At 69.3% G+C, this 16,486-nt stretch carries 16 protein-coding genes; 5 read left to right on the top strand and 11 right to left on the bottom strand.

Features of this window, described 5'->3' with window-relative positions:
* Positions 1-30: 30 nt before the first annotated feature.
* The gene (locus tag F8178_RS10545) at positions 31-1,047 is read left to right on the top strand and encodes an MBL fold metallo-hydrolase (RefSeq protein ID WP_317494541.1); all 1,017 of its coding nucleotides are present in this window, start codon (positions 31-33) and stop codon (positions 1,045-1,047) included.
* On the opposite strand, the gene cofC is transcribed toward F8178_RS10545, so the two are convergent.
* Positions 1,029-1,709 carry a 2-phospho-L-lactate guanylyltransferase gene (gene cofC, locus F8178_RS10540; RefSeq protein WP_317494540.1) on the bottom strand — a complete coding sequence of 227 codons (681 nt, stop codon included), beginning with the start codon at positions 1,707-1,709 and terminating at the stop codon, positions 1,029-1,031. The two genes, F8178_RS10545 and cofC, sit on opposite strands and share 19 nt — an antisense overlap.
* 261 nt (positions 1,710-1,970) lie before the next feature.
* Between cofC and F8178_RS10535 the strand changes: the two genes are divergently transcribed.
* A complete protein-coding gene (locus tag F8178_RS10535; RefSeq protein ID WP_317494539.1) occupies positions 1,971-2,702 on the top strand; it encodes a hypothetical protein in 732 nt (243 codons plus the stop codon).
* Positions 2,703-2,755: 53 nt separating this feature from the next.
* On the opposite strand, the gene nagA is transcribed toward F8178_RS10535, so the two are convergent.
* A complete protein-coding gene (nagA, locus tag F8178_RS10530) occupies positions 2,756-4,021 on the bottom strand; it encodes an N-acetylglucosamine-6-phosphate deacetylase (RefSeq protein ID WP_317494538.1) in 1,266 nt (421 codons plus the stop codon).
* The gene (locus F8178_RS10525; RefSeq protein ID WP_317494537.1) at positions 4,015-5,085 is read right to left on the bottom strand and encodes an SIS domain-containing protein; all 1,071 of its coding nucleotides are present in this window, start codon (positions 5,083-5,085) and stop codon (positions 4,015-4,017) included. Before F8178_RS10525 ends, nagA begins: the two co-directional genes overlap by 7 nt.
* Before the next feature lie 119 nt (positions 5,086-5,204).
* Here F8178_RS10525 and F8178_RS10520 point away from each other — a divergent pair, with 119 nt between their 5' ends.
* Positions 5,205-5,921 carry a GntR family transcriptional regulator gene (locus tag F8178_RS10520; RefSeq protein ID WP_317494536.1) on the top strand — a complete coding sequence of 239 codons (717 nt, stop codon included), beginning with the start codon at positions 5,205-5,207 and terminating at the stop codon, positions 5,919-5,921.
* Positions 5,922-5,985: 64 nt separating this feature from the next.
* On the top strand, positions 5,986-7,605 hold the full coding sequence (locus F8178_RS10515) for a BCCT family transporter (protein WP_317494535.1): 1,620 nt from the start codon (positions 5,986-5,988) through the stop codon (positions 7,603-7,605).
* On the opposite strand, the gene F8178_RS10510 is transcribed toward F8178_RS10515, so the two are convergent.
* From F8178_RS10510 to F8178_RS10485, 6 genes are all read right to left on the bottom strand, one after another.
* Entirely contained in the window at positions 7,577-8,824 is a 1,248-nt protein-coding gene (locus F8178_RS10510; protein ID WP_317494534.1) for an MFS transporter, read from the bottom strand. The two genes, F8178_RS10515 and F8178_RS10510, sit on opposite strands and share 29 nt — an antisense overlap.
* Positions 8,825-9,023: 199 nt before the next feature.
* Entirely contained in the window at positions 9,024-9,368 is a 345-nt protein-coding gene (locus tag F8178_RS10505) for a tRNA-binding protein (protein ID WP_317494533.1), read from the bottom strand.
* Between the two features lie 74 nt (positions 9,369-9,442).
* Complete coding sequence (locus F8178_RS10500; RefSeq protein ID WP_317494532.1) at positions 9,443-10,195, bottom strand: GAF and ANTAR domain-containing protein; 753 nt, start codon at positions 10,193-10,195, stop codon at positions 9,443-9,445.
* A 48-nt stretch (positions 10,196-10,243) separates the two neighbouring features.
* Entirely contained in the window at positions 10,244-10,936 is a 693-nt protein-coding gene (locus F8178_RS10495; protein WP_317494531.1) for a GAF and ANTAR domain-containing protein, read from the bottom strand.
* On the bottom strand, positions 10,933-11,895 hold the full coding sequence (locus F8178_RS10490) for an acyl-CoA desaturase (protein ID WP_317494530.1): 963 nt from the start codon (positions 11,893-11,895) through the stop codon (positions 10,933-10,935). Before F8178_RS10490 ends, F8178_RS10495 begins: the two co-directional genes overlap by 4 nt.
* A gap of 229 nt (positions 11,896-12,124) precedes the next feature.
* Entirely contained in the window at positions 12,125-13,030 is a 906-nt protein-coding gene (locus tag F8178_RS10485) for a hypothetical protein (protein WP_317494529.1), read from the bottom strand.
* A gap of 370 nt (positions 13,031-13,400) precedes the next feature.
* On the opposite strand from F8178_RS10485, the gene F8178_RS10480 reads away from it, so the two are divergent.
* Complete coding sequence (locus F8178_RS10480; RefSeq protein WP_317494528.1) at positions 13,401-14,699, top strand: alanine racemase; 1,299 nt, start codon at positions 13,401-13,403, stop codon at positions 14,697-14,699.
* 89 nt (positions 14,700-14,788) lie between these two features.
* Here the strand turns inward: F8178_RS10480 and F8178_RS10475 are convergent, their stop codons facing one another.
* Both F8178_RS10475 and F8178_RS10470 read right to left on the bottom strand, forming a co-directional pair.
* Positions 14,789-15,712, bottom strand: a complete 924-nt coding sequence (locus F8178_RS10475; protein WP_317494527.1) for a carbohydrate kinase — start codon at positions 15,710-15,712, stop codon at positions 14,789-14,791.
* 16 nt (positions 15,713-15,728) lie between these two features.
* The gene (locus F8178_RS10470; RefSeq protein WP_317494526.1) at positions 15,729-16,358 is read right to left on the bottom strand and encodes a vitamin K epoxide reductase family protein; all 630 of its coding nucleotides are present in this window, start codon (positions 16,356-16,358) and stop codon (positions 15,729-15,731) included.
* Between the last annotated feature and the right edge of the window lie 128 nt (positions 16,359-16,486).

Genomic DNA, 16,486 nt, shown 5'->3' with positions numbered 1-16,486 from the left:
GGCGCCGAACCAGCGCTCAGGGGAGGCAGGATGTCAGCACACTCGCCGCAGTGGTCCGAGCCGGGAACCTACGAGGTCGCTCCCGGCGTGTACCGGATCCCACTGCCGATGCCCAACGATGGGCTGCGGGCGGTGAACGTTTACGCGATCGAGGACGCCGACGGTGTGGTGCTGATCGATACCGGATGGAACGTCGCCGAGGCACGCGAGCAGCTCGCCAGCGGGCTGTCGGACATCGGGTACGAGCTCGCCGATGTGCGCCGGTTCCTCATCACGCACATCCATCACGATCACTACACACTGGGAGTGGCGTTGCGCGCCGAGTACGGCACGCCGATCGCGCTGGGACAGGGGGAGCGCCACTCGCTCGAACTGATGCTGCGGCACGAGTACGACGACCGGTTCGGCGAGCCGCTGCGCTGGGGCGTGGCCGAGTGGATGGAGCGGTTCGGCTCCGGCTACGATCCCGACGAGGTCCGGCAGGTTTACGACTGGCCGGATGAGTGGCTCAGCGGCACGACCGATATCGAGCTGAACAAGCGCGTGCTGCACGCCGTGCCAACCCCCGGCCACACCAGGGGGCACGTGGTGTATCGCGACCCCGAAGCCGGCTTGCTGTTCAGCGGCGATCACGTGCTTCCCCACATCACTCCCTCGATCGGCTTCGAGCGGGCCATGGCCCGCTCCCCACTCAGCGACTACCTGGACTCGCTTGCGTTGCTGCGTGACTACCCCGACATGCGGCTGCTTCCGGCACACGGTCCGGTCGGCGACAGCGTGCACCAGCGGGTGGGTGAGCTGCTGGAGCATCACGAGCGCAGGTTGGCCGCCACGGAGAATGCGGTCCGCGAGGGCGCGCGCACGGTGTACGAGTGCGCTGGCAGGCTCGGCTGGACGCGGCGGGAGCGCTCATTCGCCGAGCTCGGCGAGTTCAACCAGTTCCTGGCGGTGGTCGAGACGGCCGCGCACCTGACCGTCCTCGCCGACCGGCAGCGGGTGACGGTGACCGATGTGGCGGGGGTCGACCACTACGCGCCGCGGGGGTAGCCGCCGCCCGCGGCCACCGGCGCCAGCGCCAGTTCAGTGGCCAGCATGGCGGTGGTGTGGTGGCCGAGCCCGAGGTCCGCCGCAGCGTGCAGGTCGGAAAGGGTATCGACGTCGCGGCGCAGGCTCGGCCACGGTCCGTGCAGCAGGAATGCCCCGCTGAGCTGGTGTGCCCGCGCCGAGGACGGGCCGAACTGCGGGCGCAGCTGCCCACCTTCGGCGCCGAGGAGCAGCGTGGTGCCGGTTCCGTCCGCGTCGGGGCAGAAGGCTCTGCCGCCCCGCGCCGCCCGCACGGCGGCGGCGAGCTCCTTGGGACGTAGCGCGGGAAGGTCGGCCAGCAGCGCGCCGATCGCGACAACGGGGTCTTGCGCGCGAAGGTGACGTTCGCCGTGTTCGATGGCCGCGTTGAGGCCGCCGCTCGTCGTGTCGTCCAGCGGCTCGGCGCCTGCCGTTCGGGCGGCATCCGCGACGTGGTCATCGGGCGTGATCACGACCACCCGCCGTACCGGCTCGGCGGCGAGTGCCGCGGCCACGGTGTCGGTCAGTAGCGCGAGCACCGCGCGGCGATGCCGATCATGGTCGCGCAGTCCGCTCGTGGCGACCAGCCGGGTCTTGGCGTCGGGTAACGCCTTGACCGGGATCACGAGGTCCACAGTGCGCGTCACGGTGCGTGTCCAAGTCGGTCTGTCTGAATGCGGACGGTGAGGGCCGAGCGAGTGTGGCAGGCGTGAGTTCCGTTCCTCAGCGTACTGCCTGGCACCAGATATCGCGGGGGTCGGCGTAAGCTATCCCCCGTTAGGGGGTATGCGCCTGGTAGGCGCCATGTCTTGTCACTCGATGGCGTGATGCGGTAAGACATCGGGGACAGTCGCGTGGCGTCCACTGGCACCGCGTACGTGAACGGTTACGGAAGGAATGGCTCGCCGATGAAGCACTGGGTGTACCGCGCTGCGGCGATCGTGGCAGGCACGGCGCTCTCGACGATCGCTCTCACCCCGGCGCAGGCAGGCGCCCAGGACCAGGTGATCCAGCCAGGATCGTCGATCACGACGGGTAGCGGGTACTGCACGTTGAACTGGATCTACGACGGGACCGGCGCGCAGGCGGGCAACGTCTACGGTGGAACCGCCGCGCATTGCGTCGACGAGGTCGGGCAGCGGATCTCGCTTGCCACGTCCAGCCTCGGGGAGTCCGAGTTGGAGTTCGGCGAGGTGGCCTTTATGGCCGACGACCTGGACTACGCGTTCATCGAGATCGACGATGAGTACACCGGCATCGTCGACCCCGCGATGAAGGGACACCCGCAGATTCCCACGGGAGTGTCTACGACGGACTCCGCCCAGGTCGGTGACCTCATCCAGTTCTCAGGGCACGGTGTCGGCTTCCACCTGACGTCGCTCACCAGGGAGCAGCGTGTCGGCGTGCTCGGTTACAACGACGGCACGCAGCACTACGTCAACGGGCTCGTGACCCCGGGCGATTCCGGTGGCCCCGTCGCTAACCTGTCTGACGGTGGCACCGCACTCGGCCTGGTGAACACGCTGGGTGTCGGTGTCGCCGACCTGCCGTACGTCGGTGAGGGCGGGATCTCCCTTGAGGGGATGTTCGCCGACGCCGCCGACTCGGGGTTCACCGTCACGTTGCGCACCGTGGAGTAGGCGGCCAGCGACGGCACTCGACGTGACGTTCGTTCCGTAGACCGCGTCGGGCGTCACGTTCGGCCCCACGCCGCCGGTACCCAGCGGCCGCGGTGCATGACGGCCGCGATGTCCAGGGAGCTGTCGAGCACGAGCAGGTCGGCGAGACAGCCGGGAGCCAGCGTGCCGATGTCGGTACGGCCGAGCACGGCCGCGGGAGTGCGCGTGGCCGCGCTGGCGGTCTCCGCCAGTGGTGTGGCGGTCGCGCGGGTGACGCGGCGCAGCGCTTCGTGCAGCGTCACCGTGCTGCCTGCCAGCGAGCCGGTTCCCGGCACCCGTGCCTGCCCGTCGCGCACGATCACCTCGAGCCCGCCGACGCGGTAGCGACCGTCACCCGCCGCGGTCGCGGCGATCGCGTCGCTGATGAGCAGGTAGCGTTCCTGGCCAGCCAGCCGCATGGCCTGCCGCAGCATCGCGCCGTGTACGTGGTGCCCGTCGGCGATGAGCTCCACCCGGCAGCGCTCGTCCTCCAACAGCGCCGCCGCAGGCCCAGGCTCGCGGTGGTGCATGCCGGGCATACCGTTGAACAGGTGCGTGCCCACGGTCGCGCCCGCGTCGATCGCCGCGCGGGTGGTGTCGTAGTCCGCATCGGTGTGACCGACGGCTGCCACCGCACCGTGGCCGGTCACGCGACGGATGGCGTCGAGCCCGCCCGCCAGCTCGGGGGCGAGGGTGACCATCGTGATCGTTCCCCTGCCCGCCGCGAGTAGCCGCTCGACCTCGTCGGCACGTGGCGGGCGCAGCAACGCGGGATCGTGGGCGCCGCAGTGGCTGGCGCTCAGCCAGGGCCCTTCCAGGTGGATCCCGGCGAGCAACCCGTCGTCGACGAGCTCGGCCAGCGCCCGTACGGCGCGTTCCAGCTCGTCGAGCGGTGCGGTCACCAGGCTGGCCACGGTGCTGGTCGTGCCGTGGGCGCGGTGCACACCGGCTGCGGCGGCAGCACCGTCCGAATCGCCGTCGGTGTAGCTGGAACCGCCGCCACCGTGGCAGTGCACATCGACGAGTCCCGGCAGGATGGTATGCCCGGTCAGCGTCCGTCGCGGCAGGTGAGATGCGGGAGTCCCGGTGCCGGTCGCCCGCACCCGGTCGCCGGCGACATGCACCCAGCCCGGCGCGAGCACCGTATCCGGAGTCAGCACGGTGTCGGCCACCAGCACGATCTCCGTGCGTTCGACGCCTTCCGTGCTCTCTCTGCCCTCCGGGAGTGTCGGACCGCCTGCCACGGTGCCGGGCGCCTCACCAGGTGAGCCGGTCGCGTCGCCGGTCATGCCGGTCACCATGTCGACGTCACCTTGTGCAGGCCGCGCGGTGCGTCGGGGTCGTAGCCACGGGCCACGGCCATGGTGTGTGCCAGCCGCTGCAGCGGGATGATCTGCAGGATCGGGGCGAGCTGTTCGATCACCCCGCGGTCGGTGCCTGTGGGCAGTCCGATCGTGCAGTCGCTACCCGCCACCACCGAGGTGTCCCCCACGACGCAGAGGTCGGCACCGCGCTGGTGCAGCTGATCCACCACTGGCCGCATCGCCGCGCCGCCGACCCCCTCGGGAATGATCGCGATCACCGGTCGGTCCTGATCGATCATCGCCAGCGGGCCGTGGAGCAGATCCGCGCCGGAGAACGCGTGCGCCGATAGGTAGGACGTCTCCATCAGCTTCAGCGCCGCTTCCCGCGCCGTGGGATAGGCGTAGCCGCGCGCCGTGGTGACCAGCTTATCCACGAACCGGTAACGGTCGGCGATCGGTCGTACCTCGGCGTGCTCGGCCACCTGGGCGGCCAGCTCGGGCAGGGCGCGTGCCGCTCCGGTGCCTTCCCCCCGCCAGCCGGTCACGAACTGCCAGAGCGTGAGCAGGCTCGCCGTGTAGGTCTTGGTCGCCGCGACCGCACGCTCCTGCCCGGCCCGGATATCCAGGTGTAGCCGGGCCGACTCGGCGAGAGGGGAGTTCGGCCGGTTGGTCACCGCGAGTGTGACCGCGCCTGCCCGTCGAGCGGCCACTGTGGATTCGATGAGATCGGTCGAGCCGCCCGACTGGCTGACCGCGATCCACAGCACGCCGGACATCTGCGGATTGGCGGCGTAGGCGGTGAGAGTGGACGGTGAGGCCATGCCGCACGGCAGGCCGAGTGTGATCTCGATGAGGTACTTCGCGTACAGCGCCGCGTGGTCGCTGGTTCCCCTGGCCGCCAGTAGGACGAACCGCGGGCCGAGTTCCCGTACCGTCTCGGCGACGGCCTGCGCCTCGCTCACGCCCTCGCGGAGCACCCGTTCGAGTACAGCGGGCTGCTCGCGGATCTCGTCCAGCATGCGCCTGCCGGGCGGCCCGGTTTCCTGCGAATCTGTCGTCATGGGCGCCCTTCCCGCTCGCGGTCGTCCGGTGGATGCCGCCTCGCCGTACACGGACCACGCGTACTATACCATTGGTCTAAACTTGTGGACCGCAGGTCCTGCAACCCGGGGAGGATGCGGTGCGAGCGACGCAGGTGCGCGAGGTACTGCTCGACCTCGTCGACGGCATGCGGGCGGGCGACCCGCTGCCTGCTGAGCGGGAGCTCGCGAGCAGGCTGGGGGTTTCGCGTATGACCCTGCGTAAGGCGGTGGACCAGCTGGTCACGACGGGGCGGGTGGTGCGGCGGCACGGAGCGGGCACGTTCGTCGCCGCGCCGAAGGTCGCGCAGCCGCTGACTGTCGCGTCGTTTACCGAGGACATGCGCGCTCGGGGGCACGTGCCGGGCGCGCGCACGGTGGCGGAGTCGATCCGCCCGGCTGGCGCGGTGATCGGCAGGCGGTTGGAGATCTCGCCCGGTGTGGAGGTGCTGCGCGTGCACCGGTTGCGGTTGGCCGACGGGTGGCCCATGGCCATCGAGGAGCTGCACGTGCCCGCCGCGCTCGTCCCCGGGTTGACCGGAGCCGAGCTGGTCGACCGCTCCTTCTACGAGCTCGCCGAGCAGCGTTTCGGATTGCGGGTGGCCACCTCGCTGCAGGAGCTGGAGCCCACCGTGACCGCCCCGGAGGAGTCGGAGCTGCTCGGAGTACCGGTGCATTCGCCTGCGTTCCTGTTCGAGCGCACCAGCAGGAGCGGGGACGGCACCGTCGTCGAGTTCGTGCGCTCGATCTTCCGCGGGGACCGGTACCGCATCGTGACCGAGGTGCGGACGGACGGTGCCCCGGGGTCCAAGCCCTGAGGGCGATGGCCGGAACCCGCGCCGCCTGCGGGTGCGGTGTATCACTCTGGCACACTGAGCGGCGATGACGCGTGGGGTGAGGATCCGGGGACGACTGACCACCAATCCCGTTGTATTCGGGGTGTCGGTCGTGGTCATCCTGACGTTCCTGATCGTGGGGATCACCGCGACGGGTGTGATGCAGCGGGTGTTCACCAGCCTGCAAGCGGGCATCGCTTCGTGGTTCGGCTGGTACTACGTGCTCGCCGTCGGCGGCTTCCTCGTGTTCGTGATCTGGCTCGGCGCCAGCCGGTTCGGGCGTATCCGCCTCGGAGAACAGGACAGCGAACCCGAGTACCGCTATCTGACGTGGTTCGCGATGCTGTTCACCGCGGGCATGGGTATCGGTCTGGTGTTCTGGGCGGTGGCCGAGCCGCTCTCGCACCTCGCAGAGCCACCGATGACCGAACCGGGCACGCCGCAGGCCGAGACCGAGTCGATGCGGTTCACCTTCTTCCACTGGGGCCTGCACGCCTGGGCGGTCTACATCGTGGTCGGCGTCTGCCTTGCGTACTTCTCGTACCGTCACAAGCTGCCGCTTGCCATCCGGAGCGCGCTGTACCCGATCCTGGGCAGGCGCATCCACGGCAGGTGGGGTGACGCCGTCGACACCTTCGCGGTCTTCGGCACCATGTTCGGCGTCGCGACCTCGCTCGGTTTCGGCATCCTGCAGGTGAACGCTGGACTGGCCAGTCTCGACCTGCTCCCGCAATCGACCGGGGTGCAGCTGGTGCTGATCGCCGCGATCACCTTCGCGGCGGTGTGCTCGCTGGTGGCCGGCCTCGACAAGGGCATCCTGCGGCTGTCGGTGACCAACCTGTGCATCGGGCTCGCGCTGATGCTGTTCGTGCTGTTGGCGGGGCCCACGAGGGATGTGCTCGCCAGTTTTGTCCAGCAGCTCGGTCACTACGCGCAGACGCTGCCCGAGACCACACTGTGGACCGATGCCCAGGCACAGACCGGGTGGCAGGCTGGCTGGACGATCTTCTATTGGGGCTGGTGGATCAGCTGGTCGCCGTTCGTCGGTATGTTCATCGCCAGGGTCTCGCGCGGGCGCACGATTCGCGAGTTCGTGTTCGGGGTGCTGCTGATCCCGACGCTGTTCACGTTCTTGTGGCTGGCGGTGTTCGGCAACACGGCGTTCTCGGTGGACTCCGCGACCGGCGGCGCGATCTCTGCGCAGGTGGCCGACGATCCGGCTGTGGCGCTGTTCGGGCTGCTCGACGAGCTGCCGCTGACGGCGATCATGTCGGTGCTGGCCATCCTGCTCGTCGCTGCCTACTTCGTGACCTCCTCCGACTCGGCGTCGCTGGTCATCGACATGCTTACCTCGGGAGGCGATGAGAACGCGCCGGTGGTGCAGCGAGTGTTCTGGGCACTGCTACAGGGCGGCGTGGCCGCGGTACTGCTGCTGGCCGGGTCGAGCGGGCTCGAAGCGTTACAGACCGCCGCGATCACCACCGCGCTGCCGTTCAGCGTGATCATGCTGCTGATGTGCTTCGGCCTGGTCCGCGCGCTGTACGCCGACAGCCGGGTGGTGGCGCTGGATCGGATCTCGCTGACGGATCCGGCGCACTGCCGGATACCGCTGCGCGCGCGGCCCGCCCGCAGCCCGTTCAAGGACGGAGTGCGGGGCTCGCCGTGATGCCGGTCGTTCGGCCGCCCGCGCGGGTACGCCGGACGAACAGTGCGACGGCGAGCAGCGTGCAGAGCACCGTCAGGGCGCCGCCTGCCAGCAGTGACCACCGAGCGCCGAACGCGTCGGCGAGCCACCCGATGACGGGCGCTCCCGCCGGTGTGCCGCCCATCAGGATGGTGATGTACAGCGACAGCACCCTGCCCCGGATGTGCCCGTCGACGGTGGTCTGGATGTAGCCGTTGGCCGCGGTGAGCACGGTCATCACCAGCACGCCGATCGGTGCCAGCGCGAGCGCGAACGTGCCGTAGGTGGGCATCAGCCCGGCTGCCACCGCGAACACGCCGAAGATCACCGTGCCGACGACGATCAGGCGCAGCCGGGGGAACGCGCGTCGCGCGGCCACGAGAGCACCGGTCAGGGTACCGACGGCCAAGACGGACCCGAGCAGCCCGTACTCCGTGGGCCCCCTGTGGTAGACCTCGGTAGCCATCAGCGCCATCGTCATCTGGAAGTTCATGCCGAACGTGCCGAGACCGAAGACGACCGTCAGCACCATGACCAGGTCGGGCCGGGAGCGCACGTAGCCGATGCCCTCGCGGAGGCGGGCGAGCGGCCCGGCGCCGTCCGCACCGGCCCGCGAGGCCGCGCTCCGCAGTAGCAGGAGCATCACGATCGGGGCGGCGAACGACAGGCCGTTGAGCACGAACAGCCAACCGGTGCCGAACAGCGCGATGAGCCCGCCCGCGGCGGCGGGGCCGATCAGCCGTGCCGCGTTGAAGGAGGCACTGTTCAGTGCCACCGCGTTGCTGACGTCGTGCTGGCCGACCAGCTCGGAGACGAAGGCCTGCCGTGCCGGGTTGTCCAGCGCATTGCCGACGCCGAGCAGGAACGCCAGCACGTAGACGTGCCAGATCTCGGCGGCCCCGGTGAGCACCAGGGCGCCAAGGACCAGCGCCAGCAGGCCGAGGAAGCCGTTGGTGGACAGCAGCAGGGTGCGCTTGGGCAGCCGGTCGGCCAGCAGTCCGCCGAACGGCGCCACCAGCAGGAAGGGAAGGAACTGCAGGCCGGTGGCGATCCCCACCGCCTGGGCGCCACCGCCGAGCACCACGAGCACCAGCCAGTCCTGGGCGACCCGCTGCATCCAGGTGCCGACGTTGGACACCAGCATGCCCGACCAGTACAGGCGATAGTCGCGATGCCTCAGTGAACGGAAGGTGCGGCTCACGTCGCGCCGTTCCCGGAACGGCTCCCTTGGCGATAGCGGATACGGCGACGGGCCGCGCCGGGACCCCCGTGCGCGGCTACGGATGCGAAGGTGGCCGCAAGCACTACCGTTAGCTTAGCTCACGATCCGTGCGCGGGCTCCGGTGGGGTTGCCGAGCCGGGGCGGCGTGGGTGAGGCGGATCACGCGTCCGCGAGCCGCTCAGGCGACGGGATCGCCGGGCTCGGCCCCGTCGTCGGGGCGCAGCAGCCGGACGTGCTTGTCGGCTCCGACCGCGCCGAGCAACAGGAACTCGCTGGTGAACCCTGCGATACGCTTGCGCCCGAGGTTGACCGCGCCGACCACGAGCCGCCCGGTCAGTTCCTCGGCGCGGTAGCGGGTGACCTGTGCGCTGGTCCACCGCTGGCCGAGGTCACCGAAATCGACACGGATCCGCCACGCGGGCTTGGCGGCTTGCGGGAAGGGCAGCACCTCGGTGACACGTCCCACCCGCAGGTCGGCGGCAGCGAACGCGTCGGGAGCCTCCGGTTTCGGCGCGCGATCCATGAGGCGGATTCTAGGTGCTTCGAGCCCTGCCTGCCGGGCCGATCGGCCAGGCAGGCAGGCCGTCGGGTCCGGTGTCATCGGCGGTGGTGGCCCCGGCGGCTGTCGCCGAGTAGCTCGCCGGGCTCGAACCGGCCGGCGATCACCGATTCCGCCAAGTCACCGATCTTGCGGTTGTGTTGCCGGGCGTAACGGCGCAGCGCGTCGAACGCGGTGGTCACGTCGATCCCCGCCCGTTCTGCGATCAGCCCTTTGGCCTGCTCGATGACGACTCTGCTGTGCAGTGCCGCTTGCAGCTGCTCGGTGAGTACGTGCTGGCTGTGGATCGACCGGTGCTGGAGGATGCCGATGGTGGCTACGTCGAGCAGCGCTGCGGCGGTACGCACCATCGCCGGGTCCCAGTCGCCCGGATGGTGCCGGAACAGGTTGAGTGCCCCGATCACGCGGGCGCGTAGCCGCATGGGCAGGGCCTGTACGGCAACGAAGCCCGCGTCGACGGCGGCGGCGGAGAACCGGGGCCATCGCTCGCCCGCGATGGCGAGGTCGGCGTGTTCTACCGGACGCGCCAGGTCGAAGGCTTCCAGGCACGGCCCTTCCTCGTTCTGGAGCTGGAACAGTTCCAGGAAGGGCCCGTGCTCGCTCGAACTGGCCACCAATCGCAACTCGCCTCCGGCATCGGTCAGCAGCAGGCCAGCAGCGTCCACATCGAACAGCTCGACGCAGCGGTCGACGAGCAACTGTAGGAACTCGATGACATCGAAGTCATCGGTGAGTGTGTCGGCCAGCTCGACGAAGGTATCGAGGAGGCGCTGGTGCCCGGTGGTCGCCACATCCTCACCGTGCCACATCATCCGGCGGCGGGTCGGGGGGTATGCCGGTCAGGGTGAAGCTGCTCGGTGATCGAACCGTACGCGGTGGGCGACCACGTCGCCTGCCAACCCGGCAAGGCGACGATGATCGGTGAACGCCCTGGAGCGCAACCTGAGGAACGCCTCGTCCATCCGGACATCGAGCTGCGCGGCGATGATCCCGGTCGCCTGGTGGATCTCCGGGTTGGCGAGCCGGAAGCCGGGTTTGGTGGTGCCCTGGTCCTCGGTAAGGTACGGCCGCTGTTCGGCCAGCAGCAGACGCGATGCCGAGCTTGCGAAACGCCGCGCGGTGGCGAACGTGCCTGCCACCATCGGGCCGGGAACGGTGCGGTGGAGGGCGAGTACCCCGATGCGGCTGGTTCCGGCTGGCAGGACCAGCGTGAACAGCGCGCTGGCCACGGTCTCCGCGGCCAGCGGCAGAAAGAGCGGCCAACGGGACTGGAGGCTGAGGTCGTCGAGCTCGGCGAGTAACACGGCGCACCCGCTGCGCATGGTATCGGCAACGGGACCTTCGCCCACGATGACCTGGAGTTGGGCGAGGTGCGCCCCGACCGGGTCCGTGGCATACCGCACCTCGGCCGTGTTACCGCCTACCACCACGATCGTGGCTCCCGACATGCCGAGCTCGCTGCACGCACTGCGGCACAGCTGTCGCAGCGAGCCCGCCGGATCGCCGGGCCCTGCGACAGCGTGCCTGCTCATCGAGTTCCGGCGCGCAGCGGTGCGCCGACGGCGTGGAGGTGCTGCAGCACGTAGCCGTAGGATCGCCACAGGCCGCATTGCACGTAGTCGATGCCCCGACGCGTGCAGAACTCTTCTACGATCGCCTGCGCGTGGCGTAGGTTCGGCCGCGGCATGGTGGGGAACAGGTGGTGTTCGATCTGGTAGTTCAGCCCGCCGAGCGTGAAATCGACCAACCAACCGCCGCGCACGTTGCGGGCGGTCAGCACCTGCCTGCGGACGAAATCCATGGTGTTGCCCGCCGCGGCAACCGGCATGCCCTTGTGGTTGGGCGCGAAGGAGCATCCCATGTAGACGCCCCACAGCCCTTGATGAGCCGCGATGAAGGCCAGTGCGGTGACCGGGGAGAGCACTACAAAGACGGCGGCGAGGTAGGCGGCGAGGTGGCCGATCAACAACGCCTTCTCCAAGGTACGCAGTGAAGCCTGCTGTCGCCACACGGACTGGATGCTGGACACGCGCAGGCTCAATCCTTCGAGGAGTAGCAGAGGAAAGAAGAAGAACGCCTGGTACTTGGCGATCCAGCGAAGCATTCCCCGCTTGGCGCGGCCCTGCCCCTCGGTGAAGGCGAGCGCGGGAATGTCGAAGTCGGGGTCGTGGTCCTCGTGATTCGGGTTGGCGTGGTGCCGGTTGTGCTTGCCGAACCACCAGCCGTAGCTGATACCGATCAAGCCGCCGTGGACGAGGCCGGTCGCGTCGTTCGCGCGCCTGCTGCGGAAGATCTGCCGGTGACCCGCGTCGTGGCCGATGAAGGCCAGCTGCGTGTACATCACGGCGAAGAACCCCGCGAGGGCGAGCTGCCACCAGGAGTCGCCGAGGGTGACGAAAACCGCCCAACCCGCGGCGAACAGCAGCAGGTTGATCGCGATCTTCACCGCGTAGTAGGCACGCCGCCGCCGTAGCAGACCGGCCTGCCGCACTTCGCGGGACAGTTGGGCAAAGTCCGTCGAAGCGGACGTAGGGGTAGGCGCCGACACCGGGACCTCCAGGGCAATAGGCAGGGTTGCGCCGGGGTCCCGGGCGCGTGGGCGTCACGGATGTGTCACGCCCTTGTATCAAGCATCCCATGGCTCGCCGGAACCATCAACCAGCCCCCGGGCCTGCCAGTCCCGGGCGCGGGGACCCGTACCACAGGTCCCCGCGCGACCGTCACTCCTCCGTCTCGGGCTGCGGTTGGGGCTGCGGTTGGGGCTGCGGTGCCTGCTCGCCGTCCGGCTGCGGCTGGGGTTGCTGCTCCGGCATGTCGGGTTCGGCGATCTCATCTTCCGGGGGAGCCGTGATGTCCACCGACTCGCCCCAGTCGGCGAAGGTCACCGTCAGCGACGAGGCGCTCTCCGGGGCAGGTTGATCGCCCAGCTCGGACATGGCCGCGTACAGCTCGGTCAGATCCATCTCCACCTGTGCCGGGAGGTTGTCCTCGGTGATCGCGAGCTCGGTGGTGTACGACTCCACTCCCGCTTCCTGCAAGGGTTGTAGCGCTTCCTGGGTCAGCCCCGCTGGCAGGTTGTCGGTGAGGCCGGCGAGCTCGACCTCGATGGCGTACCGGGTGACGGCCTCGCCGTTCACCTCGGTCTCCTCGCTGCCGGTCACCGTGCCCGCCTGCTCCAGCTGCGATAGGGACTGTGCCGGATCGCCCTGCCTGGCCATGTCGTCGATACCGGTCATCATCTGAGCCAGCTGGGGGTTCTCGGCCAGGTTGATCCACGGGGCATCCACGCCCATCATGCCCTGGACTTCCTCGGGAAGCTTGAGGTACAGGGCTTCCTCCAGCAGGCGAACCTCCGCGTGATCCTCACCGGCATCGATGCTGACGTCGAGCGCTGTTCCCTCGTCGGTGTAGCTGCCGTGGCCCTGCCCGGTGACGCCTTCTCCCGCGACGTCCAGGGCGAACTCGAACGCAGCGCTCTCCTCCTCGATCGCCCGCTCCATGGCTGCTTGGGCGATCCCGGCAGCGCTGTCCGGGTCCTCGATGTCCTCCCCGTCGTCGCCGTTGCCGCACGCGCTCAGCGCCAGGGCGAGCGCGAGTGCGCCTGCGGTGAGTTGTGAGGTCCGCATGAAATTCTCCTGACCGGTTGCGAGAATGCCGTCCGCGGTAATGCGTCATCCGCGATGATGCCAGGGTTCCATAGGGGCAAGCGAGGCCGCCGACCGGGGGCAACGGGCGGCCTTTCTGTCATTCATCCAGGTGAGGCGCGGATCGGTGGAATTGCGGCACCGATTCTCGTGGAGATGACCGTCCGAATTTGACGACGATTTTATGAGTCGCGGCCGCGAATCGTGTGCTTTGCACTTTTTGCGATGCCGCGTCGGCCGTTACGATCATCTGGGGCTGGTTGGGTACCTGGCGTACAGGTGGTCGCTGCCACCGGCGCGCCGGGTGGGACCGTCACCACCGTGCCGCCCATGCCGAGCGAAGCGAGGACCGATGGCCGAAACGCCCGCGGACGCAGGGCCGCTCGCCGGGACGGGACCAGTGGCCCGGCGGGTGCGCGCCGTGGATCCCGTACCGATTGAGGCACGGAGCATGCCCGTCAGCCCGGTGTCAGTCGAGCACGTCCGGGCCGCGGGCTGGCGGTGGGAGGACCTCTGGCTTCCCGTCGTGGTGCTCCACGACAGCGCACTGCGGTACAACCTGGCGCGGTTCGCCCGCTGGTGCGATGAGCGTGGCATGGAACTGGCGCCACACGGCAAGACCACCATGTCACCGCATCTGTGGTCGGCCCAACTCGACCACGGTGCCTGGGGGCTCACTGCGGCCACCGTCGCGCAGGCGAGGGTGATGCGCAGGTTCGGAGTGCGCCGGATCCTGATCGCCAACGAGGTACTCGATCCGGCTCAGCTCGCCTGGCTGGCCACGGTGCTGGACGAGGGAGATGTCGAACCGATCTGCCTGGTGGACTCGCTCGAGGGTATCGCCGCGGCCGAGCACGAGCTGGCTGGCGTGGCGAGCTCGCTGCCGGTGCTGGTCGAGCTGGGTGTCAGCGGCAGGCGCACCGGCGCGCGTTCGGCAGGCGAGGCGCTCGAACTCGCCGAGCGGGTGGCAGGCAGCGAGACGTTGCGCCTGGCCGGATTCGAGGGTTACGAGGGGGTGCTTCCGCAGCGCAGGGACGTCGATGCGGAATCGGCGGCACGCGGTTGGCTGGACACCCTGACCGAGGCGGCCCGGCGGGCAGACCGGTTGGGGCTGTTCGCGGGGACCGGCGAGATCGTGGTGACCGCGGGCGGCAGCGGATTCGCCGACCTGGCCGCCGAGGCGCTGGCCAACCTGGGCGAGCTGTCCCGCCCGGTGACCCCGGTGCTGCGGTCGGGCTGTTACCTCACCCACGACGATGCCGCATACGAGCGCTCCTCGCCGCTGCGCACCGGAGCGGATCCACAACCGCTGCGGCAGGCGCTGACCTGCCTGGCGCGCGTGCTTTCGGTCCCGGAACCCGGCCGTGCGCTGCTGGGCTGCGGTAAGCGCGACATCGCGTTCGATATGGACCTGCCGGTGGTGCGGGCCGTCCGGCGGGAGACCGGGCGGGTACCGGTGGCTGACCGGGCGCGCGTCGTCGAGCTCAACGACCATCATGCGTACTGCGACGTCGAACCGGGACTACTGACCCCGGGGGACGTGGTCGAACTCGGCCCGTCCCACCCCTGCACGGTCTTCGACAAGTGGTCGCTGATCCCGGTGGTCGACGACACTGGTGCGGTGGTCGACGCGGTGCGTACCTGCTTCTGAACTCGTAAACCGAGCGGTGAGGCCGCGTCGGAGCGATGCGGTGGCGATCGAGTTCGTGGACCGAGCTCCACCGCCGGGGCGTGACACGGTCAGGCTTGTGATGCGCATTCCGCGAGCGTCGGCGGTTCGGCTCCCTGTCGCATGCAGGTGAGCGCCGCGACTCGCGATGCGAACTCCAGGAGCGCCCCGAGCCCGTCGGAGTCCAAAGCTGAGAGCTCATCCGATCCCGTGCCGATCGGTAACTCGGGACGGTGCAGGGCGGCGAGTATGCCCGAGGTGAAGGCGTCGCCTGCACCGACGGTGTCCACGACGGCGACACCAGGGGCCGGGCGCTCCGATGCGGCCGAGTGGCTGGCCGCCCATGCACCAGCCGGGCCCATGGTCACCACCACCAGGGACGGGCCGTGATCCAACCAGCCGCGTGCCACCTCGCGCGGATCCCGGTTGGGGTGGATCCAGGCAATGTCCTCGGCGCTGGCCTTGACGATGTCGCAGTACTGCACCTGCCGGTCGACCCTGTCTCGTTCCCGTGTCCGGTCGCCGCAGATGGCAGGCCGCAAGTTCGGGTCGAAGGACACCGCCGCTCGTCCGGACCGCCGAGTGCTCGCCAGGAGATGCTCGACGACCTCGGCGCCGGGAGTCAGCGATGCGGCGAGCGAGCCGGTGTGCAGGTAGCGACAGTCGTCCGGAAGGTACGGCGATGCGGTGATGTCCCAGTCCAGCCGGAAGTCGTACTGGGCGACGCCGTCGCTGTCCACAGCGGCCAGTGCGAGGTTGGTCGCCGAGCTGTGACCGGGCAGCTGCCGAAGCGTCACGCCGCACGAGTTCAGGTGCTCGCGGACCATCATGCCGGGCAGGTCGTCGCCGATCCGGGTGGCCAAGGTGGTGGGAACGTCGAGGCGGGCGAGCCCAGCGGCGACGTTGGCCGGGCTGCCTCCCGGATGCGCGGTGAAGGTGCGGCCGTCCCCTGCGGCGAGCAGATCCAGCAGCGCTTCGCCAACGACCGTGATCACACCGCACGCACCCCGCTCACGGCAGCAGCGTCGCCCAATAGTCCCCGAAGGCGTGCAGCACCAGGGCTGCCACCGCAAGATACCAGGCAGCCAGTACCGTGAGGTGGCGGCGGAGCACGCCGAAGACTAGGCCGTGCGCCAGGTGTCCCCTCGGGCGCAGCAGCGGCAGGTTGTGCAGCGTGGTGTACCAGAAGATCGGGATGGTTACCGCCCAGACCACCATGCAGTACGGGCACAGCGCCTGGATGGTGTACAGGCTCTGATAGATCAGCCAGTGTACGAACAGCACGCCGAACGTGCTGCCCAGCTGCAGGCCCGTCCAGAACCAGCGTGGCGCCGCGAAGCCCGAGTGGAGCACCACACCGGCGGTGAGCACCACGGAGAATGCCGTGACGCCGATGAGGGTGTTGGGTATGCCGAACGCGGCGGCCTGGGAGCTCTCCATGACGGAGTTGCAGGAGAGCACCTGGTCGAAGGTGCAGGCCGCGATGTAGTCGGGCTCAGCGAGCAGGGCGAACTGTTCGAGCAGCAACGCTGCGGAGGCGGCCAGACCGACAGCGCCACCGAGCAGGTAGATCCAGGTCAACAGCCGGTCGGTGGGCATGCGCTGCTCGCTGCCACGTGGCGCGATCTCAGTGGTTGTCATCAGACGTTGTGCTGTTCGGCATTTTCTCGTGTCGGTTACCGGTCATGCGGGGTCCGGGCATGCGCGTCACGCCCCCGCGCCCGCGCCGGAGCGGGCAGCTGGATAGTACCGGTCGCGCCGCGTCGGCC

The sequence above is a fragment of the Haloechinothrix sp. LS1_15 genome (assembly GCF_033042135.1).
Taxonomy (GTDB): Bacteria; Actinomycetota; Actinomycetes; order Mycobacteriales; family Pseudonocardiaceae; genus Haloechinothrix.
This window is presented reverse-complemented; position numbering and strand designations above follow the sequence as displayed.